The organism is Actinopolymorpha sp. B17G11, from assembly GCF_040196095.1.
Classification (GTDB): Bacteria; Actinomycetota; Actinomycetes; order Propionibacteriales; family Actinopolymorphaceae; genus Thermasporomyces.
In genome coordinates, this window is the sequence record NZ_JBEFTW010000059.1 from 1 (window position 1) to 25952 (window position 25952).

23 protein-coding genes are annotated in these 25952 nt (G+C 66.6%); 11 read left to right on the plus strand and 12 right to left on the minus strand.

Translation table 11 applies throughout. The features are described from left to right. The coding region (locus ABN028_RS33325; protein ID WP_349699375.1) for an IS30 family transposase at positions 1-557 on the plus strand (557 nt) is incomplete at its 5' end. A gap of 341 nt (positions 558-898) precedes the next feature. Here ABN028_RS33325 and ABN028_RS33330 read toward each other — a convergent pair. The 3 genes from ABN028_RS33330 to ABN028_RS33340 all read right to left on the minus strand — a co-directional run bounded on the left by ABN028_RS33330 (position 899) and on the right by ABN028_RS33340 (position 3409). After that, on the minus strand, positions 899-1525 hold the full coding sequence (locus ABN028_RS33330) for a GGDEF domain-containing protein (RefSeq protein WP_349699376.1): 627 nt from the start codon (positions 1523-1525) through the stop codon (positions 899-901). 181 nt (positions 1526-1706) lie between these two features. Further along, positions 1707-1808: an HRDC domain-containing protein gene (locus ABN028_RS33335; protein WP_349699377.1), complete on the minus strand. Its 102-nt coding sequence runs from the start codon at positions 1806-1808 to the stop codon at positions 1707-1709. Between the two features lie 518 nt (positions 1809-2326). After that, positions 2327-3409, minus strand: coding sequence for a winged helix DNA-binding domain-containing protein (locus tag ABN028_RS33340; RefSeq protein WP_349699378.1), 1083 nt, complete (start codon positions 3407-3409; stop codon positions 2327-2329). Positions 3410-3498: 89 nt separating this feature from the next. On the opposite strand from ABN028_RS33340, the gene ABN028_RS33345 reads away from it, so the two are divergent. The 3 genes from ABN028_RS33345 (at position 3499) to ABN028_RS33355 (ending at position 6694) form a co-directional block, all read left to right on the plus strand. Next, complete coding sequence (locus tag ABN028_RS33345) at positions 3499-4245, plus strand: phosphotransferase family protein (protein ID WP_349331471.1); 747 nt, start codon at positions 3499-3501, stop codon at positions 4243-4245. A 348-nt stretch (positions 4246-4593) separates the two neighbouring features. Then, entirely contained in the window at positions 4594-5583 is a 990-nt protein-coding gene (locus ABN028_RS33350; protein ID WP_349699379.1) for a pirin family protein, read from the plus strand. Positions 5584-5692: 109 nt separating this feature from the next. Beyond that, complete coding sequence (locus tag ABN028_RS33355) at positions 5693-6694, plus strand: protein kinase family protein (protein ID WP_349699380.1); 1002 nt, start codon at positions 5693-5695, stop codon at positions 6692-6694. Between the two features lie 111 nt (positions 6695-6805). Here the strand turns inward: ABN028_RS33355 and ABN028_RS33360 are convergent, their stop codons facing one another. Further along, entirely contained in the window at positions 6806-7231 is a 426-nt protein-coding gene (locus ABN028_RS33360; protein ID WP_349699381.1) for a phosphotransferase, read from the minus strand. A 152-nt stretch (positions 7232-7383) separates the two neighbouring features. On the opposite strand from ABN028_RS33360, the gene ABN028_RS33365 reads away from it, so the two are divergent. Then, a complete protein-coding gene (locus ABN028_RS33365) occupies positions 7384-7884 on the plus strand; it encodes a hypothetical protein (protein ID WP_349699382.1) in 501 nt (166 codons plus the stop codon). 74 nt (positions 7885-7958) lie between these two features. Here the strand turns inward: ABN028_RS33365 and ABN028_RS33370 are convergent, their stop codons facing one another. Further along, positions 7959-10073 carry an outer membrane protein assembly factor BamB family protein gene (locus tag ABN028_RS33370; RefSeq protein WP_349699383.1) on the minus strand — a complete coding sequence of 705 codons (2115 nt, stop codon included), beginning with the start codon at positions 10071-10073 and terminating at the stop codon, positions 7959-7961. 439 nt (positions 10074-10512) lie between these two features. Between ABN028_RS33370 and ABN028_RS33375 the strand changes: the two genes are divergently transcribed. The 3 genes from ABN028_RS33375 (at position 10513) to ABN028_RS33385 (ending at position 14277) form a co-directional block, all read left to right on the plus strand. Continuing rightward, on the plus strand, positions 10513-12444 hold the full coding sequence (locus ABN028_RS33375) for a hypothetical protein (protein ID WP_349699384.1): 1932 nt from the start codon (positions 10513-10515) through the stop codon (positions 12442-12444). Between the two features lie 434 nt (positions 12445-12878). Next, complete coding sequence (locus tag ABN028_RS33380; RefSeq protein WP_349699385.1) at positions 12879-13226, plus strand: site-specific integrase; 348 nt, start codon at positions 12879-12881, stop codon at positions 13224-13226. Positions 13227-13533: 307 nt separating this feature from the next. Beyond that, positions 13534-14277 (plus strand): DinB family protein, encoded by a 744-nt coding sequence (locus ABN028_RS33385; RefSeq protein WP_349699393.1) that lies wholly within the window; start codon positions 13534-13536, stop codon positions 14275-14277. 198 nt (positions 14278-14475) lie between these two features. Here the strand turns inward: ABN028_RS33385 and ABN028_RS33390 are convergent, their stop codons facing one another. From ABN028_RS33390 to ABN028_RS33415, 6 genes are all read right to left on the minus strand, one after another. Next, entirely contained in the window at positions 14476-15225 is a 750-nt protein-coding gene (locus ABN028_RS33390) for a sugar isomerase domain-containing protein (RefSeq protein ID WP_349699386.1), read from the minus strand. Next, positions 15222-16445, minus strand: coding sequence for a hypothetical protein (locus tag ABN028_RS33395; RefSeq protein ID WP_349699387.1), 1224 nt, complete (start codon positions 16443-16445; stop codon positions 15222-15224). The genes ABN028_RS33390 and ABN028_RS33395 overlap by 4 nt, the downstream gene beginning before the upstream one ends. Further along, complete coding sequence (locus ABN028_RS33400) at positions 16442-17398, minus strand: N-acetylglucosamine kinase (RefSeq protein ID WP_349699388.1); 957 nt, start codon at positions 17396-17398, stop codon at positions 16442-16444. Before ABN028_RS33400 ends, ABN028_RS33395 begins: the two co-directional genes overlap by 4 nt. After that, positions 17395-18291, minus strand: a complete 897-nt coding sequence (locus ABN028_RS33405; protein WP_349331483.1) for a carbohydrate ABC transporter permease — start codon at positions 18289-18291, stop codon at positions 17395-17397. The genes ABN028_RS33400 and ABN028_RS33405 overlap by 4 nt, the downstream gene beginning before the upstream one ends. Next, positions 18288-19148, minus strand: a complete 861-nt coding sequence (locus ABN028_RS33410) for a carbohydrate ABC transporter permease (protein WP_349699389.1) — start codon at positions 19146-19148, stop codon at positions 18288-18290. The genes ABN028_RS33405 and ABN028_RS33410 overlap by 4 nt, the downstream gene beginning before the upstream one ends. A gap of 83 nt (positions 19149-19231) precedes the next feature. Next, the gene (locus ABN028_RS33415) at positions 19232-20524 is read right to left on the minus strand and encodes an ABC transporter substrate-binding protein (protein ID WP_349331485.1); all 1293 of its coding nucleotides are present in this window, start codon (positions 20522-20524) and stop codon (positions 19232-19234) included. 132 nt (positions 20525-20656) lie between these two features. Between ABN028_RS33415 and ABN028_RS33420 the strand changes: the two genes are divergently transcribed. The 3 genes from ABN028_RS33420 (at position 20657) to ABN028_RS33430 (ending at position 24446) form a co-directional block, all read left to right on the plus strand. Next, a complete protein-coding gene (locus ABN028_RS33420; RefSeq protein WP_349699391.1) occupies positions 20657-21424 on the plus strand; it encodes a GntR family transcriptional regulator in 768 nt (255 codons plus the stop codon). 147 nt (positions 21425-21571) lie between these two features. Further along, a complete protein-coding gene (locus ABN028_RS33425; RefSeq protein ID WP_349331487.1) occupies positions 21572-22624 on the plus strand; it encodes an endonuclease/exonuclease/phosphatase family protein in 1053 nt (350 codons plus the stop codon). A 10-nt stretch (positions 22625-22634) separates the two neighbouring features. Then, positions 22635-24446 carry a metallophosphoesterase gene (locus ABN028_RS33430; protein ID WP_349699392.1) on the plus strand — a complete coding sequence of 604 codons (1812 nt, stop codon included), beginning with the start codon at positions 22635-22637 and terminating at the stop codon, positions 24444-24446. 45 nt (positions 24447-24491) lie between these two features. Here the strand turns inward: ABN028_RS33430 and ABN028_RS33435 are convergent. Beyond that, positions 24492-25798 (minus strand): IS3 family transposase gene (locus ABN028_RS33435; protein ID WP_502879244.1). Its coding sequence is split into 2 segments (ribosomal slippage): positions 24492-25489 and positions 25489-25798, totalling 1308 coding nucleotides; the frame shifts between segments, so codons are not numbered across the junction. Between the last annotated feature and the right edge of the window lie 154 nt (positions 25799-25952).

Consider the following 25952-nt stretch of genomic DNA (forward strand, 5'->3'; position numbering starts at 1 on the left):
GCGAGCCGGGCCGCAAGGCCGGACAGCGCAAGAACCGGATCCCGGGCATGGTCAACATCTCCGAACGGCCCGCCGAGGCCGCCGACCGTGCGGTGCCCGGACATTGGGAGGGTGATTTGATCATTGGCAAGAACAACGCCACTGCGATCGGCACTCTGGTCGAACGGACCACCGGGTACGTGCTGCTGCTGCACCTGCCCGACGGATACAAGCCTGAGCAGGTCGCCCCGGTGTTGGCCGCGAAGATCCAAACCCTGCCGCAGCTGCTGCGCCGCTCGCTGACCTGGGACCAGGGCGCGGAGATGCGGGACTGGAAACAGGTGAACATCGCAACCGACATTGAAATCTTCTTCTGCGACCCGCACAAGCCATGGCAGCGCGGCACCAACGAAAACACCAACGGCCTGCTACGCCAGTACTTTCCCAAGGGGACCGACCTGTCCGTGCACAGCCAGGCCGACCTGGACTGGGTCGCCGCCGAACTGAACGACCGGCCCCGCAAAAGACACGGCTACGCCAAGCCCGACGAACTCATCGGCCCACTCCTGCAGGCATAACCGGGGCGCCCCCGGATGTGCGCCACACGGAAGTGGCCGCCCGATAGCCAGCCGATCGAACGGGGCAAGGGCTTGCCGTCAAGGGTGGGGCGCAGCCCCATCGCGCCAGCGACGCCGCAAGGCGCCCTTGACGGCGAGACCTTCCCCCTCATCATCCCCGATCGGGCGGCCACGGCCTTCTCCTTGACGCCACTGCGACCCGGCCGTTCCGTTTCCGTTCGCTACGCTCGCCCCAACAAGCAGCCGTGTTGCGACCACCGCCAGAATCCGCCATCCCTCACCGGACACTACTCGGCCGCCAAGGTATGGCTCAGGTGAGGCTGGTGAGCGCCCGTCGGGGCTCAGAGTTGGTCGCTGTACTTATCGAGCGTGTCGTCGAGCGCCTCTCGCAGCAGGGACGCTTCCGTGCGGCCCGTCGCCGCAGAAAGCTTGGCCAGCTTGTCGAGGCCTGCACGGCTGTAGTAGTTGCTCTTGAGGACCATCTTCTCCTCGACGTAGATCGCGACCTGGTCCCGCCCTCCGCGCTTGGCACGCATGAGCGCTTGGCTCGCGCTGCGCCAGAGATCTTCAGCCGTCGTGCCGTGTGGCGGGTTTGCAGCGACGCCGACCGAGGCGGAGCTCCGCAGTTCGTCGCTGCCGATGTCCAAGGAGGCGAAGTGGGAACGCATCTCGTCGAGGAGGATGAGGGCGTTCTCTGCCGACAGTCCGGGGAGCAGGACCAGATACTCGTCGCCCCCGACCCGAACGGCCTGCGCATCGGACGGCAGGTTGCGGTCGAGCGTGGTCTCCCACGCGACCAGGACCTCATCGCCTGCCTGCTGCCCATGACGTTCATTGAGAGTGGCGAAGTCGTCGAGGTCGGTCATCGCCACCGCGATGGCAGCGCTCCCGCGGTGGAGCGCCTTCTCGAGCGTACGGAGGGCGGTGGATCGGTCGATGATCGACTTCCTCTTCCTCGTAGTAGCCATCACATATATATGCCACGTGTACTACGACCCGTCAAGCCGGCTGGTGCTGTGTACGACGCGTCACAGCTTTCGATCGTGGCCCACCGGTACGAAGGCCGCACGGACACGAAGCGGGACGGCTTCGCGTTCAAAGATCCGGGCGCAAACCCGCCGCCCTCAAGGCGATCATCAGGCTGACGGCCTAGTTGCGCACCTCCGCGATCTCGATCAGCGTGGCGTCGGTGAAGGTGCAGTAGGCCGGTAGCCGCTGAACCTGTACCTGACCCGTCCGCCAAGTCCGCAAGAGCTCGTCGAGCTCCCCGTCCTGGGTGGCCGGACATGTGGCGCACCACCACGATGGCCTGCAACCTGTTCATCTCTCGGCCTTTCGTCGGTCACTCTCGTTGACGATTTCGACGATGCCGGGCGGGACCTCGTTGCGTCGCCGATGGCCGCCGAAATGGAACCCGACCTCATCCGGACACGCACCCTCGACGGACTCCCCCGGAGTGGCACGCAACCGCAACACATGCCGCGATCGGGCGGCTGCCGCGTAGGCCCGTGATGCTCGGCCTACCGCCAGAGCATGCCTCGCGGTTCAACGCCGTCTCGACGACGAAGGTCATAGTCCGAGGCATGCCGTAGGGCCGGCGGTTGACGGGACCGTCCGTCCGCACGCCGAAGGGCATCCGCTTTGATCGTGTCCGGTCAGGGATCCAGGTTCGTACGCGGGAGGTTCCCTTGCGGACACGGGCGGACCGGCAGGGATCATTGGCAACATCGCTTCATAGCTGCCAGGCCGACCGGTCTTAGCTGAAGCCGTCAACCGAGGCTCGTTACCACCCGGTGGCGGAGGTTGAGGAAGGCCGCCTGGTGGGCTGCGGCGGCGTCGAGCGCGTCGGCTTCGGCGGGACTGAGCGCGCGGTGGAGCACTGCCTTGACCACCAGTGTGTCCCTCGCGGGCGTGCCTTTCCAGCGCCCGGTTACCTGCCCGTCAAGCAGCACCCTCCCGTTCGGCAGCGCCGTGCCGGGAGGGAGCGCCCGGGCGGCGCCGGAGACGTCGATTACGTACTTGCTTTCGGCGAACGCGACCACGTACTCGTCGTAGGCCTGGACGAGGTGGACCGTAGGTGACGGCGCGGCCGCCGTCTCCTGCCAGCCCGACCAATACGACACCCCGTCGACGAGCTCGCGGCGCAGTCGATCGCCGGCCAGCTCCACGCCCCGCGCGATGTCCCTGAGCGTGAGGCTGGACCACCACCGGAGATCCTTGGCGGTGGCTGGGCCGTGGCTGGTGAAATAGCGGTTGACCAGCTCGGCCAGCGCCTCGTCGGGATCGCGGGCGGGCGCCGGCGGCACGCGCCCCTCCAGCAGTGTGTATGTGTGGTGCTTGCCGCGCATCGCCCCGCTGCATATGAGCCCATCGAGCTCGGCGTGAATCAGGACGTACCCCAGGGCGAAGCCCGCGGTCGGCAGGCCCGCGCCACCGAGGACACCGGCCAGCTCCTTGCGGGTGCGGTGCGCGCCACCGTCAAGCGCTTCGGCGAGCAAGTCGTGTGCCTTGGCCAAGGCGTAGTCGTCAAGGCCGGCCCGGCGGTAGGCGTACGCATTCGCGGCGTGCACCCTCGGGCGGGTGAGCCGCAGCAGCCACCGAATGTCGTCCGGCGTCACGAAGTGCCAGGTCGGCCGCAGCACGTGCGTGCGCAGAAACAGCCCCGCATCGAAGGCGCGCTGAACCTCGGCATCGGTGGTGCCGGGCAGCCGCTGCCCGAGCGACCACTTGGCCGGTCCGAAGTCCTGTGCCTGCACCGCCCCGAACCACCGCACGACATCAGCCGGCGCGGCGGGCTGCGGCCCGTCGGCGAGCAGCGCGCTCCCCAGCCGCCGATCGGCGATCGACTTCACGCCCAAGAGGCTAACGTGTGCGGGCTCACCTTACGTACGACCTCACCGCCCGCCCGAGGAGAGCGGAATGGCGTACGGGGATGGCAGCGATGGACGACCCTGACCGTGCCGCGGCAAACGCCGCGCTACAGGTGATTCTTTCCGTCGATGAAGCCGTGAACGGCCAGCCAGAAGACGCCGTGCTAACGCTTGGTCGGGCACTCGAAGTGCTCTTCCCCTACGACCTAGCCGCGGCGTGGCGATCGACAGGCGAGGCTCTGCGCCGAGCGCACGATATCGATCAGCCAGTTGCAGGCGAGATCGTCGGAGATCGGATCGAGCCGTTCGCGGGAGGTTGGGCGACGTGGGCAAGTGAAGACGTCGCCGACACGCTGGGCTGGCTGCGCGAGCGGATCGGAATGCCGGCGCTTCGCGAAGAGGCCGGGCGATTCTCGCGGGCTACGCATTCGGTACTCGCCGATGCGCCGATCCGGCTGATCCACAACGACCTACTCCCGCAGAACATCATGGTTGCCCCGGGACCAGACGGCTGGCGATGCACGGGGCTGCTGGACTGGGAGTTCGCCCGCGCGGGTGATCCGCGGTGGGACCTGGCCACGTTAGACCTTCGCCCGGCAGAACTGGTGCCTCCGGCCTTCTATGAAGGGTACGGCGAGCGACCCGCCGAGCCGCACGCAACGATCTATGAAGTCCTGGCCATGGCCTGGAAGACCAAGGCGCAGCTGCAGGGACTCGGCGACTGGTGGTGGACACCGCTCAACGCCAGACTCGCGTACGTGGCAAACCTGGAACGGCACCTGGCCCGTGCCGTCCCCCCTCTTCCGGCGCAGCTATGAGCCGGACGTGAAACGGGCCGGGTCCCTAGACGGGCAGCTGCAACACGCGGTTCTGCGGGGACCCGATCCGATGACCCCGTACAGCTGGTGGGGATGGCCAAGGGCCCGCCCCCCACGGTTCCGTACGCCACCACGTTCCTCGCGTGTGCGTGGTGGACCTTCCTTCGCAAGGACGTACTGTCCTGACGTTCCCTGACGCCCCCGAACACCGGACGGAGTTTCGCCTCGGGCGCCCGGTTGGAGGGCTTTGTACAGGCTCGTTCCGGTCCTTGGCTCGCGAAGGAATGCCTGGCGGTAGCGACGCGTTCCGGAGGGTGTACTTGAAGCTTCAACCAGAGAGAGGTTGATATGCCCGCCGTCACTGCCGACACTCTGAGGCTGCCGCGCGTCGCCGTACCCGATCCGGTCGCTGCCGTCCCGCGTCCCGTGCGGTCCGTGACGACCGCACCCAGCGGTTTCGAGGGCGAGGGCTTCCCCGTGCGGCGTGCGTTCGCCGGGGTGGCGCAGTCCGTGCTCGACCCCTTCATCCACATGGACCAGATGGGGGAGATCGAGTACGCCCCGGGCGAACCCAAGGGGACGCCCTGGCATCCGCACCGCGGCTTCGAGACCGTCACGTACATCATCGACGGGGTCTTCGAGCACCAGGACTCCAATGGTGGTGGCGGCACGATCACGGACGGCGACACCCAGTGGATGACCGCGGGCGCGGGCCTGCTGCACATCGAGAAGCCCCCGGAGCACCTGGTCGTCTCCGGCGGGGTGTTTCACGGCATCCAGCTGTGGGTCAACCTGCCCCGCGCGCACAAGTTCCACCTGCCCCGCTACCAGGACATCCGCGGCCGTGAGGCGGTGCTGCTGGCCTCGGCCGACGGCGGCGCGCTGCTGCGAGTGATCGCAGGCGAACTCGACGGCCACCAGGGCCCCGGCATCACGTTCACGCCGATCACGATGGTGCACGCGACCGTCAACCCCGGCGCCCGGCTGGAGCTGCCGTGGAACCCCAGCTTCAACGGCCTCGCCTACGTGCTGGCCGGCCAAGGGTCAGCGGGCACGGAGCAGCGGCCGATCCGCAAAGGTCAGCTCGCCGTCTTCGGCGCGGGCGGCGCACTGACCCTCGACGCGGCGACAGCCCAGCCGCAGGCCGAGCCCAACCTGGAGGTGCTGCTGCTCGGCGGGCAGCCCATCCGCGAGCCGGTCGTCCACTACGGCCCGTTCGTCATGAACAGCCGCGCCGAGATCGTCCAGGCAGTGGAGGACTACCAGGCCGGCAGACTGGGCGTGGTCCCCGCCGACCGCGTCCCGCACGCCGACGGCCCCCTTCTCGGACAGGAATGACAGGAGCGACAGGAGGAGGCGAGGCGCCACGTGGATGATGCCGAGAGCTCCAGGTCTGGCCACCACCGGCATTACGGACGGACTCTCTTGGGCTGGCATGATCGCGTGGGTGCTGGCTGCCAGGCGTGCCCGCTACGTGCCGGTCTCGGACTTCCTTGCCTCGCGTAGCGACGTTGAGCTTGCTGCGCAGGTGAGTGCTGGGCGAGTGGGCAGCGTGGGGGTGGGCGGCGGTTCGGTCGTTGTCGATGTCGACGGTGTGCGGGTGTTCGTCAAGCGTGTCCCGTTGACCGACCGGGAGTTGGCTCATCCGCGTTCCACCGCGAACCTGTTCGGCTTGCCACTGTTCTGCCAGTACGGCATCGGCGGCCCAGGCTTCAACGGATGGCGCGAGTTGGCCGCGAACGTGATCGTCACTGACGGAGTTCTGGCCGGTGAGACGGAGTCGTTCCCGTTGCTCTACCACTGGCGAGTACTGCCCGGCCGCCCTCCCGTCGCTGCCGAGCACGCCGACGTCGACGCAGCTGTCGCCGCGCTGGACAGCTCGCCAGCCGTGCGTGCCCGCCTGGAAGCGCTGGCCGCCGCTTCACACAGCCTCGTGCTGTTCTGCGAATACATCCCGTACCCACTGACCGGCTGGCTAGGGGAAGACCCAGCCGGCAAGGCCGAGATGATCGAGCGGCAGTTCTCGGAGATCGTGGCGTTCCTGCGCGGCCATGAGCTGCTGCACATGGACGGACACTTCAACAACATGCTCACCGACGGTGAGCGGATCTACCTCGCCGACTTCGGGCTGGCCACCTCGCCACGCTTCGACCTCTCGCCAGCCGAGCGCGACTTCGCCGAACGCAACGCCACACACGATGCCGACTACGCCGCCATGCGACTGATCAACTGGCTGGTAACCGCCACATGCGGCGTACCGGTGCCAACCACCGGCGGCCGCCCTGTGGCCCGCAACGAGTTCGTACGCCGGTGCGCGGACGGCCACCACCCAGATGGCCTGCCACCGGCGGTCGCCGACATCCTCACCCGCCACGCACCAACCGCAGCGAGAATGAACACCCTCTATGAGCGGCTGTTCGGCGGAGATCTACACGCGCAGTACCCCTGACCGCAGCCGTCCGAGAGCTCGACATATGCGGGCGGCCCGGACCCGGTGCACGTATGTAGATCCCTAACGGGCATCCACAAGCCGTGAAGGTTGCTGTGCAGGAAGCAACGTTCAGCCGTCGGCGGCCTCAGTGGCTGGGCCGATCTGTTGCCGGAGCCTGGCGAGCCTCGCAGCGCCGAAGTCGTCGATCGGTCCGGTCGCGTTGCTCTCCTCGAAGTAGGCCAGCTCTTTCAGCGTGAACAGCAGGTGCACATCATGTGCGGTGGGCGGATCGGTGCCGAGTGCTCCGTCGAGCTTGGTGGTGTAGGCGTTCCACATCGCCTGCCGGAGCCTGGAGAACTCGGCTTCCCACCTGAAGATCGCGGCTCCCCATTCGCCGAAGTCGAAGTCCAGCAGTGGGTTGCCGAGGCTGGCAGTGTCCCAGTCGAGCACGGTGCGTACGTGGAGATCGTCGTCGACCAGGAGCTGGTTCTCGCAGACGTCTCCGTGCAGGAGGACCGGCGCAGGCTCGCCACCCGAAGTGCGGTCCGCCGCCACTGTTCAGCCCACGTCGGCTTGGCGTCCAGCAGCCGGACCGCCTCATCGACGGTACGGTCCACGCGATCGGTGTCAAGGAGACGAGTCAGCCAGTGGCGGTCCTGGACTAGCGGGCGCCGCAGATCCACGGGCAGCCGGGAGACATCGAGCCGGTGCCAGCTCGCGATCAGCCCGCCGAGACTGGTCAGCATCCGCTCGAGCCCATCCAGGCCGGCGTTGTCCGCGAGCTCCGACCAGCCGGTACCGGACCGCCGCTCGAACGCGACAAAGGGTCCGGCGGCCAGCACGCCGTCCGGCCACCGACCGAGCACGCGTGGTACGCAGTCGAGTCCGAGGCCAGCGAGTTCCTCACACGCGATCGCGCCACGCAGCAACAGCTCGTCGCGTCCGCGGCGTGGAACAGGAACACCTTGTCCGCGGTGAGAATCGCGAGCTTGACCCGGCCGGACGCGCTCGCCTGGTCGACCCGCCTCGCGCCGTCGACATCGTCGTCAACGGCGCCTGGCACCCCGGGCCAGCTCGACCTGAACCCTGAGCTGGTGGCCGCACTGGTGAACGAGTACGAAGCCTGGGCAGAGCGGTGTGGTGCCATCCCGCGAGCGCAGGTCCTCGAGCTCGACCGCCGCCGCGGCTATGGCCTCCCTGCGGAATGAGAGGCGGACCGTCCCGGTCAGGGCACCCGGAGATCGCTCTACCGCAACGCTCATCCCGGGATGTGCGCGCCGCCTCACATCACGTCGCCGATGCGCAGTGGATCCTTTGCAGGCGCTCGGGCGGGTGCGAGTGCGGGCTCCGCGCAGTCAGGATCGACGCGGATACGGGCGAGATCGCGGCCCAGGATGCCCCACCCGTACCAGCTGCGTTCCATCGCCAGATGCGGGTTGGTGTACCACTGGTCGCCGAGCCCGCTGGCCACCACCCGGGGTTCGGCGAGGTCAGGACCGAGCTGGTGGATCTGGCCGGTGAAGACGGTGGCGAACACCTTTCCGCGGTGCACGAACGTCTCTCCGTAGCTGCCGATCGAGCCCTGCTGGCGGAGCTCCCGGTCGGCGAGATCCATCGCGAACCACGTGCCGGCGTCCCGCTTCATCACGCCGTAGAGCACACCGTCGTAGACGACGAGATCCTGCACGGTGCGGTGGCCCGCGAGGGGATCGACCTGCCAATGGATTTCCCGCGTACGCAGGTCGAACGCCGCCACCGACGCACTCGCCTGCGTAGGCGGCGTCCCGCCACCACCGATCACATCGCCACCCAGATAGGCAACGCCGTCGACGGCGTCGACCGACATCACCGCCTGGTCATCGATGATGCCTGGGTAGACGTCCATCCGTCCGGTCCGCGGGTCGAGTACGGTCAACGCGCCTTCGAGGAAGCCCGTCCCGGGTGCCGACGCCACGACGATGAGGCCGGTGCGTTCGTCATAGTCCATGTCCCACGGCCGTTGCTGTCCATGCAGGATCGTGCCCAGGTCGCGCACCTCGCCGGTGGCCGGGTCGAGCACGACGAGCTGCGTACTCGGATACAACGCGAGGTAGAGCAAGTGGTCGTGCACCAGCATCGCCTTGACCTCACCGGGTACGCGGAACCGGGTTCGTTTCCCCGTGTCCGGGTCGTAGACCTCCAGCGCCCAGTGCCCGCCGATGTACACGCCGCGGCCCGGGTCGTGCACGATCGCCTGCGGGCGTTCCGGTCCGGGTGGGAGACCGGCATCGATGAGGTCGACGAAGGAGTACGTACCACTCTCGAGGTCCAGCCACCACACGCCACCACTGCCCGCCGCGCCGAACATCGTCCGGTCATCGAGCAGCACGATGGCGCGATGCTCGTCGTTGGCCGACGGTGTAGCGAGCTGCTCGAGCTCCGATGCGCCGGGTTGGTAGCGGTAGACCGAGCCGGTACGCCGCGTCGTGGCGTAGACCGTGCCCTCCGCGCCGACCGCAAACGCGTCGATGAGTGCCTCCGACTCCGGCAGCTCCACCATCGTGACGTCGGAACCGTCCGTACGCATGGTGAGGAGTTTGTGCGATGACGTCGTGACCAGCCGGTCCCGGTCGATGGTGAGGGGGCCGTAGACCGCGTCTCCGAGCTCAGGCGGGTTGAGATTGCGTACTGTTCCGGTCGTGCGGTCAATGGCAACAAGCCGGCCCGGCGTGTAGACCGACGCATAGACATGGGTTGCGTCGGCGGCGACGTAGCGCGCGTACTGCGCTCCCGGGACCGGTTGGGCGATGCGGCGGAACACCCGGGTGGTTGGGTCGATCTCCCAGATACCCCCGTCCGGGTAGGTCGCGGCATAGATGGTGCCGTCAGGGGCAGTGGTGAGCGCCCACACGAATCCCGATGACCCACCGAGCCTGGCCACGGTCTCGACCTCGCCGGTCTCCGGGTCGAAGCGGTGCACGTCGGGGACGGTGTACATCCCGGCGTAGACCTGTCCACCCGAGACGGTGGCAGCCCATCCACCCTCCCCGCTGGGCAGCGGTACGGAACGTACGACCTGGTGGGTGTCGAGGTCGATCTCGGCGAGCAGAGGCGGCACAAGTCCGCGGGTCACGACGTACGCATGACCACCGAACACAGTGGCGCCAACGATCGCGGCCGTGGTCGAGGCCGTGCCGAACGTCTCCACCGCGGGGCCTGCACAGGTGTCGTAGCGGAGCCCTGAGGTCCCTTCGTGGCCTTCGCTTGCGGTAGGTGAGCCGGCGGCTGCCGGTCCGGGAAATGCCTGGCTCGTCAACGCTGCCATGGCCAGCCCGCCACCGGCCCACAGGATATTCCGCCGCGTGGGGTTGGCCTTGACTTGGTGCGTGGTGTCGCCGCTAGGTACCCGATCGTCCATGACGTCTCCTGTCAGGTCGTCATCCAGGCGGGCTGGCTCACACACATCGCCGGTGCGGAGGGACTCCTTCACCAGGGGCTGCTGCGGAGCGAACGTCGCCTCAAGACCCCCGATTTACGGTCGTGACCGTAGTGTTCGCGGTGGATAGCGTCAACCATCGAGGAACCCAGAGCTGTCAAGCGCTTGCCGCCGACAGTCGGATGCCAGCGCAAGCGTCGGCGAAGTGCGGACTGACCTGGTTCGGTCGCTGCGGGAGTCGATTATTGACGTGATCGACAACGATCACTACGGTCCTGACCGTAATTCGAGTCTCATGGGGCCAACGCGGTTATCGCTGGACCGCAGCGAGCCACGTCACGATGGGCGCTCGGCTGTCGGCTGACGTCGACACGGCTCGCCTCTGGCGGCTCGATGTCGGCACCGTTCAAGGAGAGTGACGATGGCTGGGCCCGCACGGATGACGACTCGACGGGAACTGCTCCGCTCCTCAGCGCTCGCCGGAGTCGCGGGGTTCGTGGCGCCGATGGCGGCGTTGCGCGAGTCCTCGCGGGGCACCGTCACCGATCTTGGACCGGCCTCCTCTGTCACCTCCCTGTCCGGTTCGGCGGCCATCGCCGACAAGCTCTATGTCGCCACCGGGGGCGTGAGCCCCACGGTGGTCGGCGCCTACGACCCAGCACAGCAGAAGATCACCACGAAGTACCTCCTGCCCACCGGCGAAGGCGCCTGGGCAACCACAGCTGTGGGTAGCGACCTGTACGTCGGTACGTACGCTCCAGGCGATCTGTACCAGGTGGACAGCACTGGGACCGCCGTCACCAAGGTCGCCGACGCGCTGCCCGACAACTTCATCTGGGCCCTCGACTCCTCTCCAGACGGCAAGGTCTACGCCGGGACGTACCCGAGCGGTCTGGTCTTCGAATACGACCCGGCCACCGGCGTCAAGCGCAGCTACGGTTCGGCCGTACCCGGCGAGCAGTATGTCCGGAGCATTGCCGTCGATGACTCCACTATCTACGCGGGCGTCGGGGCACATGCCCACCTCATCGCCATTGACCGGGCCAGCGGCGAGAAACGGGACATTCTGCCGGCGGAGTTTCAGAACCGTACCTTCGTCGCCACTCTCGCCCTCGAGGGCGGGCTACTCGCCGCAGGGCTTTCCGCCACCGGCACTCTGCTGCTGATGAACACCGCCGACCCGGCTACGTACGACACCATCCAGGCTCCCGGCGACTCCTACATCACTGCCATCACCATCGACGCCTCGAACAACGACATCTATTTCGGCACCCGGCCATCGGGGAGCTTGTACAAATACGACCGGGACACCGGCGAGCTGACCAGACTCCTCGTGCCATACGACGGGGCTTACTTCTCCGGTCTCTTCCTTGCCGACGGACTCCTGCGCGGCGTTCTTACCAACACGATCCTCACCTACGAGCTGGCCACCGGAGCGCTTTCTGGCGTTGACGTGACGCAAGCGGGGATGCCGCCCGCACCTGAGCTGGCGATGGCGATCGCCACGGACGGCGCCCGGGTCTACGTCAGCGGCAAGGCGGGCATTCAGATCCACGACCTCGCGTCAGGAACGTCCCGGCGGACTTTCCTACCAGGAGAAGCGAAGGCGATGACCCCCGCCCGCGGGCAGCTGTGGCTGTCGGTCTACACCCTGGCGTACCTGTTCCGGCTTCCGCCAGATGGCGATCCCATCCGGGTAGCCACGCTTGACAACGACCAGACGAGGCCGCTGGACGCGACGTATTCCTCTGCCGACAACCTACTCGCCGTCGGCACCCAACCGGAGTACGGCAGGTACGGCGGCGCGCTCGGCCTCTTCGCTACGGACACAGGCCAGCTGGACGTCTACCGGGACATCATCAAGGACCAATCCGTCCGGTCGGTCGCGATCAAGCATGGCAAGGCATATCTGGGGAGCAGCATCCGCAACGGCCTGGGCACCACCCCGCTGGCGACCGAGGCGAGGCTGGTGACGTTCGACCTGGCGGCCCGGCGGGTGGAGCACGAACTCGTCCCGGTCCCCGACGCAAGGGAGATCGTCGACCTGATCGCCACTGGCAACCGCGTGTACGGCGTGACCGAGATGGGCCTCGCGTTCGAATACGACCCCGCTCGGCGCACGGTGGTACGCACCAGCCAGGTGTCGACTGGCAGCACCGCGCTCGTCGGTATTGGCGAGTCCATCTACGGCGCAGATACCCGACACGTGTTCCGGCTCGACCCGGCCACACTGACCACCACGACAGTGCTCGATGGTCTCGACACCGACAGCGGTGCGATGATCGCTGCGGCACCGGATGGCTCCGCCCTGTTTGCCCTGCGTGGCCGCAACCTCATCCGGATTGCGTTGTGAGGCACCGTGCAAGGTATGTCGACGCTCTGTCCTTGCGGCGCCGGCGCCGTGGCCGCTGTGGTGCCGCGGTCGGCCTCTGCGGTGGGCCCGGTCGTGACTGACCTCGGACCGCGCCTGGATCGGCACGTCCGGGGCAGACCGGCGAGACCCGATCCAGGTTGCCGAGGCCAGCTTCAAGAGGCCGGCAGCCCGTGGTCAACCGATCATGGGCGCCCCGAGGGCCGGGTCCGAGGAGGCAGTGGATCTGCACAGGAGACACGTGATCAGCCTTCCTGAGACACCGGAGTGGGGCGTGATGGTGCTCACTCACGCCGTACCACGTTCCGGGAGCCGTTGGACGAACAGCGGTCGGCCGCGAGAAAATCCGGCCTGGCCGCGGGCTGAAGCACCGGCCCGACGGCGAAACCCGCAGAGTCCCCATTCATCCCGACCTCGTGAAACTTCTGCGTGCCCACCTTGACGAGTTCGGCACCGGACCGGACGGTCGGATCTTTGTAGGGCCCCGCGGCGGGCACATCACTGACCGGGCATACCTCAAGGTCTTCCACGAGGCGAGAGCCGCCGCGTTCACCGCAGAGCAGGCTGCCTCGCCTCTGATTGAGGTGCCGTACTCGTTGCGCCACGCCGCCGTATCGACCTGGCTGAGAACCGCGGAGGATCCTGCCCAGGTCGCAGAGTGGGCAGGACACAGCGTCGCCGTGGCGCTGCGGGTCTACACCAAGTGCATCGACGGGAAGGAGACCGAAGCCCTGCGCCGTATCTGGGACGCAACCCGCCACTGATCCATGCACGGGATCTCCGTCGCGGGCCGCCTTCGGCAAGACCGCGTGGACCACCAGCCAGTTGTCGGTCAGGCTGCTTCGAAGGCGCCTCGCGTCGTGGCCAAATCGTCCCACGGCGGAAGGGCACGAAGCTGTCAACCGCCCCCGCGTCACAGTAGTGTGGGCTTCTCCTGGTGGGGAGGCCCACACACCAACGCGCTAGCTAGCTGCAGTGGGCATGCACCCAGTCGCCAAACGACACCCGCACTTTTGGCGCCGGCTTGACGGCTTGGTGGGGCCAAATCAAGCCGGGGAGGCTGGCTTGTCGGTGCTCGGACCTAGTATGCGGAGCATGACGCGGTATGTCGAGGAGGATCTGCACGGTGCGGAGTTCCGCGAGTGCGATCTGACCGGGGCACGCCTGATCGGCGTCGTCATGCAGGATGCTGTGATCGACGGGCTCATTACCAACCTCGTGGTGAACGGTGTCGAGGTGACCGAGTACGTCGAGGCCGAGCTCGACCGGCGTCATCCGGTGCGGGTGCTGATCCGCTCCGAGGAGCCTGCCGATCTGCGCGAGGCATCGCGTCAGCTCCATGCCGCCTGGGCCGCCACGATCGAGCGAATCCGCCGTACGCCCGGCATCGAACGCCGCAGCGTGAACGACGAGTGGTCGGCGGTGCAGACGATGCGCCACCTGGTCTTCGTCCACGACTCGTGGTTCCGCCGCTGCTGCCTGGGCTCGACGGAGCTGTTCACGCCGATGGGCATCGGGACGACCGTCGAGCCCTACCAGGGGGCGCACGGGCTTGACCTCTCGCTCGATCCGGCCCTCGTCGAGATCGTGAACGTGCGTGACGCACAAGCCGCCGAGCTCGAGGCATGGCTCGACGAGGTCACCGCTGAGCAGCTCGCAGCGCGAGCGCCGGTGCCCGACGACGACGTCTGGCCGCCGTACGCCCGGGGCCGCTCGGTGCGGCAGTGCCTCGGCACGGTGCTCAACGAGACCTTCGAGCACCACGGCTTCTGCGTCCGCGACCTCGACCTGATCGAGGCACAGGACGCTGAGTAGGTCCGACTACGGACTCAGCATCTTGCGGATGACGGCACCGCTGACCGTCTGCACGGTGCCGAGCTGCTGGGCCCAGAGCCGGACGCGGTACTGAACCTTCCCGGGTTTGGCGCACACGTCCTTGATTGGGAAGGTGGCGCAATGCCGATGAGGTACGACGCGCAGACCAGGGCGAAGGCGACGGTTGGATGCGCGAGTCTATGGCTCGATCGGACGTACTCCTCGGCGGTAGCGCTCCTGGAACGTTCGGTTGTGAGCATCCCCCGATGCTAGGTTGGCGGAGATGAACACGGGTACGTCATGACCCATGTCGAGCAAGTAGCGACACGTCAGTTCAGTGAGGACTTGCGCCACGAGAACACCGGTGAATGATGACACTGCGCCGACCCTCACGTCTGGAGCGATCTCGATGCTGGCGTCCCCTACTGGTGCGCAGTTGTCGATCACGACGTCCGCCAGGTCGGCCAGATGTGGTCCTTTGGTGTGTCGCGCGGCGGAAGACCGCGTGTGGGCGAAGGACGTGATCGCTACGAGGCCGTGTCCGCGGGCGTGCACGAGCTCGGCCATTTCCACGATGGCGGCGTTGAGACCGGAGTTCGACACGATGAGGAACGTGTCGACGGATCGGGGCTTCGCCAGTGCGTAGATTCGTTCGGCCACGCCCGTCTCTCGCTCGTACGTCGGGTCGAGGATCGCGGCGGGATTCTCGCCTCCGAACATCACGAGGTCCTTGACCGCAAGCATGCCCACTGGGGCGAGCCCGCCGGCGCGGCCGGCGAGCTCCAGCGTGACGATTCGCGAATGCCCGGTTCCGAATGCTTGCAGCACACCGCCGGCGGCGATTGATCCGGCCACCATCGAGGCGGCGGTCTGAATCGCCGGTAGCTGTGTGGTGACAACGCGGTCAACCAAACCTGCGGCCTGGGCCGCGTACTCAGACTCGATCACGTTCGCTCCTCTCCTCCTCTGACGGACTCGGCAATGTGCACCGCTGCGTCGACGACCTGCTCACCGCTCCCCAGCCGCACAGGGCTGACGAGTGTCTCGTAGGTGGGCGGCGTGCTCAGGCTGGGCAGATATCCGAGGTACCCGTTGGCGTAGCCGAGGACGATGACGTCCGAACCGGCTGCCCCGCGGATCGATTCGCCGAGCTCCAGGAACAGCTCTCCAGGTATCGCGACGAGCGTGATGCCGGCGAGGCTGACCGCCTGGATCTCCACGTCGTAGGCCTCAACACGCCTCTGCGTCGCGAGTTCTCTCGCGATGCGCCGCCCTTGCTCGAAAACCTCGTGGCTGCGGGCGTCTGCCTGGATCGCGGCCGGCGGGACGGCCGCCATCGCCGCCTCCACCTCGGCGGGGAGCTTGGGCTCCAACCGGATGACTCTGGACGCCGGCGGATGGATTGTGCCGTCGGCTGGCTGCGACCTTCGGGCTGCGTCGAGCTCGAGGCTGTTGGCAGCCACAGCTGCGAGTCGATCGATCTCGTTGAGACTTCTGCCTTGCCGGGTGTGCCGGGTGCTGATGTTGCCCGCGGCGCCGGTCGCGGCCACGACCCATCGCCCAGGAGCGTCGAGGACTCGTCGGATTCCACCGTTGAGGTCTGCGCTGACGTCGCTGTTGTCGGCAGGCAGGACGGTGGGGTGTACGGGAGAGACCGTGACGACACCGACGACGGTCTCCTCGTTCGAGACCACGATCGCGTCGACGGGAACGTCGATCGGCGTGGCATCTCCAGCGTTGCGCCTGCCGGCAAGGCCTGCGACCCACGCGCGCGTGTAGCCGAGCGACGTCGCCCGCTCATCGACGACGGCCGCCTTCGCTGCTGCGACCGCGGCGTCGACGATGCGCTCGCCGAGGGCTGGCGGGGTTGGGCTACCACCTGGCACGCATCCGGCCTCCGGGCTGGCGTGCGTGTGGGTGGCCGCAACCCAGCAGGAGTCGATCCGTAGCTCGAGAAAGGCCGCCCGGATCAGCTCGACGATGTCGGTGTTCACGCAAATCAGATCTGCTACGACGAGCGCGAACCGATGTGCCTCGTCCGCGAACGTGACCACATGGACTTCCAATGGTTCGAGAACGCTGCGGACTCCCTGGGAGCGGTCGGCATAGCCCCCCATCCGTTCACCGGCAACGACCTCGAGTCGCTGTGCGCCGTGTCCGACTCTCACGCACTCTCACCTGCCTCGAAGACGTCCGTACGCTCGCGCAGGTAGGCGACGACCGAGGCATACGGCCCTCCGCCTCGCATCAACGTCAGGCCACCTTCCAGAGGGGAACTCATGGGCTCGACGAGCTCGAGCCCTCGCGCCCCGAGCTCGTCTCCTAGCCGACGGCGAAGGAACTCACCGGAGCCGACAAGCCGACCCGAGTGGGAGACGAGCCGGCCTGCGTCAGGCTGTCGCGTCGCAGCGGCTTCCGCCACAGCCACGAGGTCTTCCACGGCCGCTTCGCAGATGGCGTGTGCGACATCGTCTCGGTCTGCCGCGTCGACGACGAAGCGCGCGAAGCTGGAGACTCGTGCGGCGAGCTGCGGGTCGCGGTAGAACTGCTGCAGGCTTGCCAAATCCGTGCCCCCTACCGTGTCTGGGAAGTTCTCCGTGAGTGCGGTGCGCCGGCCCACTCCGTCGAGCGCAGCCGCCGCGGCCCGGAGACCAGCGAGTCCGATGGCGTACCCGCTGCCCCTGTCGCCGAGGATCGGGCCCCAGCCATCGAGGCTCGTGTACCCACCGGTGGCGCCAACTGCGAGGACGTTCGTGCCCGTGCCGACACAGAGCACCGTGCCTGGGCCGTTCAAGGCCCCGGCGTGTGCCAGGTAGACGTCCTCGACTACCAGGGCAGGACCCCGCAAGAGCACTTCGAGCCGCCGCGTCAGCTGCCGTCTAAGCCCGATATCGCCGGGAACTCCAGTCAAGCCCGCAACCACGCCCGTCACGTGAGTTGGAAGCTCGATCGCCGCGGCCGCTTCACGGATGGCGGCGACGATGCGATCGACTCCGTCCTCGCCCGGCTGATAGACCATGCCCGTGCCGACCCCGACCTGCCGGTGGTCCCCGGCTGCTACGAGGAGACGTAGCTGTGACTTGCCGCCGTCGATGCTGATGAACGTGTCGTGTCCGGTCACCGCGACATTCCCGCCGTGAGCCCGGAGACGATGTATCGAGTCGCCAGTGCGAAGACGATCGCCAACGGAACAAGTGCGATGACCAGACCAGCAAACAGGGTCGCCCGGTCAGCGGCGTACTCCCCGAAGAACCTGGTCAGGCCCACGGGCACGGTGTACTTCTCGTCACTGCGCATGAGCACCAGCGGGTAGAAGAAGTCATTCCAGGTCGGGGCGAACTGAAAGACCGTGACCACTGCGAGCGCCGGCCTCATGAGCGGCAATGCGATCGACACGAACATACGCCCCTCGTTGGCCCCATCGAGCCGCGCTGCCTCTTCGAGCTCGACCGGAAGGCCACGCATGAACCCCATGATCACGAAGATCGAGAACGGAACGCCGCTTGCCGCGTAGAGCAGGACAAGGCCGATCCGGCTGTCGATGAGCCCCAAGGATTGGTACATGTAGAAGACTGGCAAGAGCCCCAACTTCGCCGGGATCATGATGCCGGCGATGAAGAACGCCGCCAGAAACGCGCGGGCCCGGAACTGCCATCGAGACAGCGCATAAGCGGCCATCGCGGAGACCGCAACGCACAACGCCACGGACGCGGCCGTGATGCCGAGAGAGTTCACGAAGTAGGTCGACAGCGATGCCGTCTCCCAGGCCCGCTGATAGTTGTCGAGATTGAGCGACGTCGGCAGGCCCACCGGCTGCCGCAGGATGTCAGCGTTTGGCCGGAACGAACCCACCAGCACAAGCAGGAGCGGACCGAACGCGATGGCGGCATAGAGCCATAGCAGCACCTGGACGCCGAGCCTCCGTCCGCCGACACCGCGCTGTGCGGCTGGTGGATCGGACCGCTTCGATGCTGTCGGCGTCCCTCTTGCTGTCGCGGACAGAAGTGCTGTCACGGGGTCACCTCCCGGCGCCTGAGGAACCGCTCAAGAGCAATGGAGACGCCGAATATGAGCACGAAGATCATCATTGCAAGCGCCGAGGACTCCCCGACCGCGTTGGCGCCACCCTCGAACGCCGTCCGGTAGTAGAGGAGCCCGAGAACGTCCATGGCACCTCCCGGGCCACCGTCAGAACCGCCTAGCGCGTAGACGAGGTCGAAGATGTTGAAACAGCCGATGAACGTGAGAACCGTGATCACACCAATCGCTGGCGTGAGGAGCGGGAACCGGACGCTCCAGAATGTACGCGTGGCCGACGCTCCGTCGAGCGACGCGGCCTCCTCCAGCTCCTTCGGGATTCCACCGAGTGCCGCCAGGAAGATCAGCATGGGGCCGCCGATCCATTGCCAGGCGTTGACGAGGATCAAGATCGGGAGCGCCGTACCGGGTACACCGAGCCAGGGCCTGGCCCACGAGTCCAGGCCGATCGAGTCCAACATGTAGTTGATCGGCCCGAACGACGGGCTCAACAACAGCGACCAGATGTAGCCGACGATCAGAGGGCTGATCAGGTACGGCAGGGAAAAGACCGCCTGGAAGAAACGCTTGCAGCGTGGGTTCCGGTAGAGCATCACCGCCAGACCCAGGCCGATCGTGTTCTGGATCGCCATCGTGCCGATGAAGAAGAGCACGTTGTGCCACAGCGCGACCGGGATCTCGTCACCCAGCGGATACCGGGTCAGGACCTCCTGGTAGTTGCCGAGCCCGGCGAACTCCGCTTTCCGAGTCCCCTCCCACCGGTAGAAACCGTAGTAGAACGCGGTCACCAGCGGGAAGACGATCAGCAGGCCGTACAACGTCAGGGCAGGCAAGCAGAATCCGGCGATCCAGCCCATTGGTGTGCGGTTGGCGCGAAAGCGTGGTCGGCTCCGCGCCGATCGCTTCGGCCCCGCGGCTAGGACGTCGGCTCGAACCATTGGTCAACGCCTTGCTGAATGTGGTCCCCGGCCTGCTGGGCCGACGACTGGCCGAGTACGAAGTTGGAGAGCCCTTCCGAGGCAAGGTCCCACGCCGTCGGCTCGCCGCTCGAGAAGTACGCGTACGTGACGTACGGGCTGGGGTTGGCCAGGTGCGCTTCCAGCGCTTGCGCGAGGAGCTCGTCACTGGGCTCGACACCTGGAACCGCACTGATCTGGCGCAACTCGTCGGTGAAGGCCTGCCCGAACTCGGGCGTGGCCATCCAGCGCACCAGGTCGAGGGCGGCCTCCTGGTCCGGAGACTTCGCGGAGACTCCGAACGAACCATCCACGTAGCCGGGGACAAGGGTCTCCGAGACGGCTGCGTTCGGGGGTGGGGGAACGTTGAAGATTCCCAGCTCGAGGTCGGGATTCGCTTGAGCGAAGACGGCAAGCTCCCAGATTCCACCTGGGAACGTGGCGGCCTTGCCGGAAGTGAACAATGCCTGTGCGTCGGCGTAGTTCACGCCTTCGAACTTGTGCTCCCAGAACTGACTGGTGTCCTTCCACGTCGTGAGTGAGTCGACCCAGGGCTTGTGGGTGAACGTGGCCTTCCCGGCAAGCATCTGCTCAAGATAGGCGTACCCCCCGTACGTACTCGCGCCGAAGATCTCCTGCTGGATCGGCAGCATCCACGTATCAGTGACCGTCGCCGCCAGCGGGATGACCCCGGCGTCTTTCAGGGTGGTGAACGCCGTGATCATGTCGCCCCAGGTTTCGGGCGGAGTGATCCCGTGGTCGTCGAAGATCGCCTTGTTGTAGATCACGTGCAAGGTCTGCAGAGCGAACGGCACACCGTAGATCTGCCTGTCGTCCACGCCTCGCGCGCCGTCCAGGATCTCCTCGGGAAACTTCGCCAATCCCTTGACCTCGTCATCGAGAGCCACGAGGCTCTCGGAAGCGACAAGCGGCTGAAGCAAGCCATACGAGCGCAACTGTGCGACGTCAGGTCCGCTCTTGTCGGACAGGCCGGTGCGAAGGATGGTGTCGTACTCGTCAGCCTTGTATGGGACGTACTCGACGGTTACGCCCGGGTGCGCGTCCTCGTAGATCTGAAAGATCTTCTCGTAAGCGGCGACATCCTCCTGCCGCCACCCCCAGACCTCCAGGGTGGTCTCGTCGCCGCGACTACTGGTGTCGGGGCCACCCTCCGACGCGCTCGGGCTGCATGCCCCGATGCCGAGAGCCAGCGCCCCGAGGACGGCGAGTACGCCGCATCGCCTGCCGATCATGTGGATCTCCTGGTCGAATGGATGACACCTGAGAGGGCAGAGTAATACTGGTCTATACCGCTGTCAATTGTCTGAGACGGTTGGGAGTCCGTCGTACGATTGACGTCCGCCTGGTCAGTAAGGAGCTGCACCATGCCAAGGCCGCGACACGAACTCCACCCCACCGCTCCGGATGTGTTCACCGCAGAACCGGACGGCCCGAAGGGCCAGCACATCAAGGACGTGCTGGCCGCACTGGTGCTGGAGTCCCGTGACGGCTCCCTGCTCCCCTCTGAACGCGTGCTCGCAGAGCGGTTCAGGGTGGCGCGCATGACGGTTCGCGGGGCGATCGGCGAGCTCGAGGACCGCGGGCTGGTCCGTCGCGTTCCCGGCCGCGGAACCTTCGTGCAACATCCCACCCTGACACATTCCGAGATCTTCAGATCCTTCAGCGAGGACATGCGCAACCGCGGCATGGCGCCCGGCTCCCGAAGCTTTCGGGCACGGACTCGCGCCGCGACGCGTGAGATCGCAATGCGGCTCGGCATCGAACCAGCAGCGTCGGTGCACTCCATCGAGCGGGTCCGCACCGCCGACGGCATCCCCATGGCCCTGGAACGGACGAACCTTTCAGCCGATCGCTACCCGGACCTACTCGCGGTGATGGGACGCGACCAATCCCTGTACGAAGTGCTGGCCAGAGTGTTCGGCGTACGCCTGGAGTCGGCCGAGCAGACGGTGGCGATCGCACGACTGAGCCCTGCCCAAGCCAAGCGGCTGGAGGTTCCCGAGTACGACTCCGCGTTCCTCATCGAGCGTGTGTCGGTCGACAACATGGGCAACGTCGTCGAGTTCGGCCGGTCGCTCTACCGAGGCGACCGCTACGCCATCCAGATGCACGTCAGTCGCCCAGCCGAGTAGTGCATAAACGACTCCTCCGCACGTGGTGAACGACCGGCGAACACCACCGTCGCCGGCTTCCGCTCCCTTGCCTGCGCCTCGACAGGGTGCTACGTTCCGGTGAAAATACCGGTCTAGACAGGAATCACCCACCTTGGAGGAGGCGTGATGAGGATCAAGCTGGTGGTCATGGCTGTGGCCGCTTGCGCGGCGCTCGCCGCTCCGGCCGCGACCGCGGCCGCGACAACCGAGGCTTCCGACGGTGCGACGTCGCAGCCGCAGGAGCGAGGCATCCGATTTCTGGACTTTAACTTCGCGGGGAACGGCTTCAACGGGGGCAGCACCGGAGCGCCGGTGGCCGACGCCGTGGAGAAGATCTCCAGCCAGGAAGCGGAAATCATCGGCCTCAACGAGATGTGCTACACGCAGTGGGTCGCGCTGCGGGACCAACTGAAGGCGAAGCCGGGGTATGCGGGCCTGACCGAGCACGTCGTGGTCACCAACTACAACATTCCCAACTGCTACGACCCAGTCGTCAACCCCGGTGGGTGGTACGTCATGGGCCTGCTCAGCAAGTACGACTCGGAGCGGGTCATGTTCGGCGACACGCCGTACCTGGACCTCGGCTACCACTACCGTCAGCGATTCCGCAAACTCGTCTGCGGCGACGTCTCCGTTCCGGACGCTGCCGTGATCCGCGCCTGCGTGACTCACACCGAGGTGCCGCTGCCGCTCATCAACGAGACCTCGTTCCCGAACAACCCAGACCTCGTGGACGATCCAAATTACGGGCGTTCGATCAACTACGCGCAGGCCAAGGTCATCGCCGAGGCGATCACGCCGATGGCGAGGCAGATGCCCGTGGCCCTGCTCGGCGACTTGAACGAGCTCCCGTTCCTGCCCTCCCTCGACTTCTTCTACGCGCATTGCGAGGGCGACGGGGTCTTCGAGGAAGTCGACGGCCGGGATCCGCGATGGCGCGGCAACATCCGTCACTTCAACCTCGGCACCGAGGACTGCCCCCTTCGACAAGGCGAGTGGACTATGGGCGCCGAGGGAGCCCCAGACATCTACGACAAGCCGTACTCGAGCAACCGGCACATCGACTACATCTTCGTCGACCAACGACACTTCAAGGTCGGCGAGGACTCCGGCTGGGTGATCTCCACACCGTTCTCCGATCACCGCATCGCCGTCGGTGACGTGACCTTGAAGTACTGAGGAGACCGCCATGCGCCATAAGAGGAGCACGCTCGTGGCCGCGAGTCTCGCGGCACTCATCCTGCCCGTCGCACTCGCCGCGCCGGCAACCGGCGCCGGCGAGTCGCAGGAACACTTCCGGATCCTGCCCTTCCTGCAGAGCCCCAGCGCCTCGGAGATCCGAGTCACGTGGTTCACCGAGAACGGCGAACCCGGACGGTTGACCATCAGCGGCCCAGGTCTCAACAGAAACCTCACCTACGACGTCGCCGGAGAGCTGCAACCAGCGCTTGCGTACACCGATGCCGAACGCTCCCAGCAGATCCCCGGCCTCGAGCAGGGTTCATGGCTGCTCGGGGCGGACAGCTACAAGCACACCGAACTCATCGACGGCCTCCGGCCTGGCCACCGATACGAGTACACCGTGCAGCAAGGAGAATCGACCTTCCAGGGTCGGTTCGAGACCGCCCCGACCGCTGACGACTGGCAGCATCTCCGGCTGATCGCCATGTCGGACTCGGAGACCGAGCCGCGAGGCCGGGTGCAGAAGCGGGAGTGGGCGCCGGGCGCCGTCGCGGATGACGGGGACGCTAGGCCGTCCGCCGAGCCGGGGTCCGCCTGGGATCAGGTCCACGGGACAACCACCCTGTCAGGGACACGCGTCCTGCGGTATCCGCTCACCGAGGACGAGGGCCTGCGCAGGAACCTCGCTGCCGTCGAGCAGCGGTCGCCCGATGCCGTGCTGTTCGCCGGTGATCTCGTCCAAGGCGGCGGATACCAGCCGGGTTGGGACGAGTTCTTCCGCCACACGGCCGGGCCTGGCGGCGACCTGCTGACATCGGTGCCGATCCTGCCCGCCTTCGGAAACTGGGAGAGCTTCGGCGCCGTCAACGGCGGCTACGGAACCCCCTCTGACCGGACGCCGGTCGTCCGGTCCCGCGCGAAGTTCCACGCCTACTTCGACGGGCCTGGCAACGGGACGCCGCAACATCAGGACAACTACTACCGAGTCGACTACGGTCCTCTCACCATCCTGACGCTGGACAGCAACAACGGGGAGCCGGATGACAGCGCCGCGCGCTACGCGCCCGAGGAGAAGCTGACCGGACGTCAATTCACCGGCCCGGGCACCGACACGCAGGAGAACTTCACCCGCGAGGAGTACGAGAGCGCGGGCGGCACCGACCTGTCCGACTACAACCCCGGCAGTCAGCAGTGGAACTGGGTCGAGCGGCAACTGATCGACGCCAGGGCCAACGGCCAGATCGTCCTCGTCCAGTTCCACCACGTCCCCTACAGCTCTGGTGAGCACGGACTACCCATGAATCACGTGCTCACCTCGGGCCAGGGCGGCACCCCCATGCGGGTGTACCACCCGCTGTTCGAGCAGTACGGAGTCGCGGCCGTGATCTCCGGGCACAGCGAGATGTTCGAGCGCAGCTTCGTCGACTCGAACGGCGACGGGCTCGGCGTCAGCTACTACGACGTCGGAGTGTCCGGAGACGGTCTCCGTGGTATCCGCCGCGAAGGAGCGTCGCTCGACAGCGCGCCGCTCGGCTACAACCCGTTCAGCCAATGGACCGCGGACCAGAGCGAGCCCGAACGATGGGCGGTCGTCGACGGTATGCCGAAACTGCTCGCTGGTGGCAAGCACTACGGCCATCTGGAGATCAACGTCAACCGTCTCCGCGGTGACCGCGAGCGAACCGCACAGATCAGGCTCACACCGGTCCATCTGTTCCCAGTCCTCGACGAGGACTTGGACGTGGCCCGGACCGAACGCCGCACCTACCACGACGGGATCGTGATCGACATCGACCGCGAAGGCAGACCCATCAGGTGAGTACAAGCGGGCGACCTGAAGCGTCCCGGTTTGGTGCACTGTCGGTTACGTGTGAGTGGCTGGTCGGCCGTCTCGGGTTGATGCATGGTAGTTGGCTTCGTACTCGGCTGGTGGTTGCCGGTCGAGTCGGTGCATGCGGCGGCTGGTGTTGTACCAGTGGACCCAGTCGGCGGTGATGGTTTCGACGTCGCCGAGGCTGGTGAGTGGTCCTGGTCGGAAGGGTGAGTCGGCGCGGATGCATTCGTGCTTGTAGAGCCCGATCGTGGTCTCGGCGAGGGCGTTGTCGAACGCGTCCCCGACGCTACCGATCGAGGGGATCATTCCGGCCAGCAGGAGCGATTCGGCGAAGCGTACGCTGGTGTACTGCGAGCCGGCATCGGAGTGGTGAATCGTGTGGCCCAGCAAGGGATTTCCCTGCCTGGCACGGAACGCCGCGGCTTGGGCGATCGCAGCCTGGACGAACCTGGTGTGCTTCGAGGTCGAGCACTCCCAGCCGACGATCCGCCCGGCGAACGCGTCGATCACGAACGCGGTGTAGACGAACACGCCGGTGACCAGCCGCACGTAGGTGAAGTCCGCGACCACAAGCCGGTTCGGTGCGGACACCCGGAACTGGCGGTCGACCAGATCCGGGGCACGGTCTGCGGCCGGGTCCGGCACAGTGGTGCGAACCTTGCTGGCCCGGCGCACGCCCTGCCAGCCGCCTGCCCGCATCAGCCGCTCCACCGTGCACCTGGCGACCCCGATGCCTCGACGGTTCAGGTGTGCCCACATCTTCAGCGACCCGTACAGCGGCTCCGGCGGACGTCGACCATGCTCGTCACCGACGTAGTAGCCGGCCAGCACCTCGGTGATCGTGGCATCCCACAGATCCCGCTTGCTCGGTGCTCTCGATGCCCAGACGTAGTAGGTTCTCGGGGCGATCTGGCAGCCGTGCCCAGACAACACACGACAGATCGGAGCGACCCCGAACCGAGCCCTATGCTCGGCGATGAACTGACAGATCATCGAACTCGCGGGTCGCTCTCCCGCACGAAGAAACTCGTCGCAGCCTTGAGGATCTCGATCGTCTGCTCCAGCTCGGCGTTACGGCGCTTGAGCTCCCGAATCTCCCTCGCGGTGGCGGTCGTCGTCCCGTCACGATCACCGGAATCGACCTCGGCCTGACGCAGCCACTTTCGCAGCGTCTCCGGGTTCATCCCCAACCGCCCAGCGACCGTCTTGATCGCCTCCCACTCCGAGGCATAGTCATCGGGCTGATCGGTGGATGCTGGGGACTGTGCACTGAACGGTGTTTCCGGCTCGACACGCCGGGCCGGGTCCGGCGGGATGGGCACGGACAGTGATGACATCTGGGGCCATGGGGTCTCGACAGCAGAAGACGGATGACGGTGGGTAGCGGCGGTCTGCAGAGCAGGCCGCCGCTGCGGCGATGGTGGCGCAGGCTCGGGAGCGTGGCCTGGCGCTGACTGGCCCGGACGGGCTGTTGAAGTTGTTCACCAAGAA

Bases quoted from the DNA above. Each gene is read 5' to 3' on its own strand.
- ABN028_RS33330 (WP_349699376.1), bottom strand. From the start codon at position 1,525: ATGGCTACTACGAGGAAGAGGAAGTCGATCATCGACCGATCCACCGCC.
- ABN028_RS33345 (WP_349331471.1), top strand. From the start codon at position 3,499: ATGGACGACCCTGACCGTGCCGCGGCAAACGCCGCGCTACAGGTGATT.
- ABN028_RS33350 (WP_349699379.1), top strand. From the start codon at position 4,594: ATGCCCGCCGTCACTGCCGACACTCTGAGGCTGCCGCGCGTCGCCGTA.
- ABN028_RS33370 (WP_349699383.1), bottom strand. From the start codon at position 10,073: ATGGACGATCGGGTACCTAGCGGCGACACCACGCACCAAGTCAAGGCC.
- ABN028_RS33375 (WP_349699384.1), top strand. From the start codon at position 10,513: ATGGCTGGGCCCGCACGGATGACGACTCGACGGGAACTGCTCCGCTCC.
- ABN028_RS33415 (WP_349331485.1), bottom strand. From the start codon at position 20,524: ATGATCGGCAGGCGATGCGGCGTACTCGCCGTCCTCGGGGCGCTGGCT.
- ABN028_RS33420 (WP_349699391.1), top strand. From the start codon at position 20,657: ATGCCAAGGCCGCGACACGAACTCCACCCCACCGCTCCGGATGTGTTC.
- ABN028_RS33425 (WP_349331487.1), top strand. From the start codon at position 21,572: ATGAGGATCAAGCTGGTGGTCATGGCTGTGGCCGCTTGCGCGGCGCTC.
- ABN028_RS33430 (WP_349699392.1), top strand. From the start codon at position 22,635: ATGCGCCATAAGAGGAGCACGCTCGTGGCCGCGAGTCTCGCGGCACTC.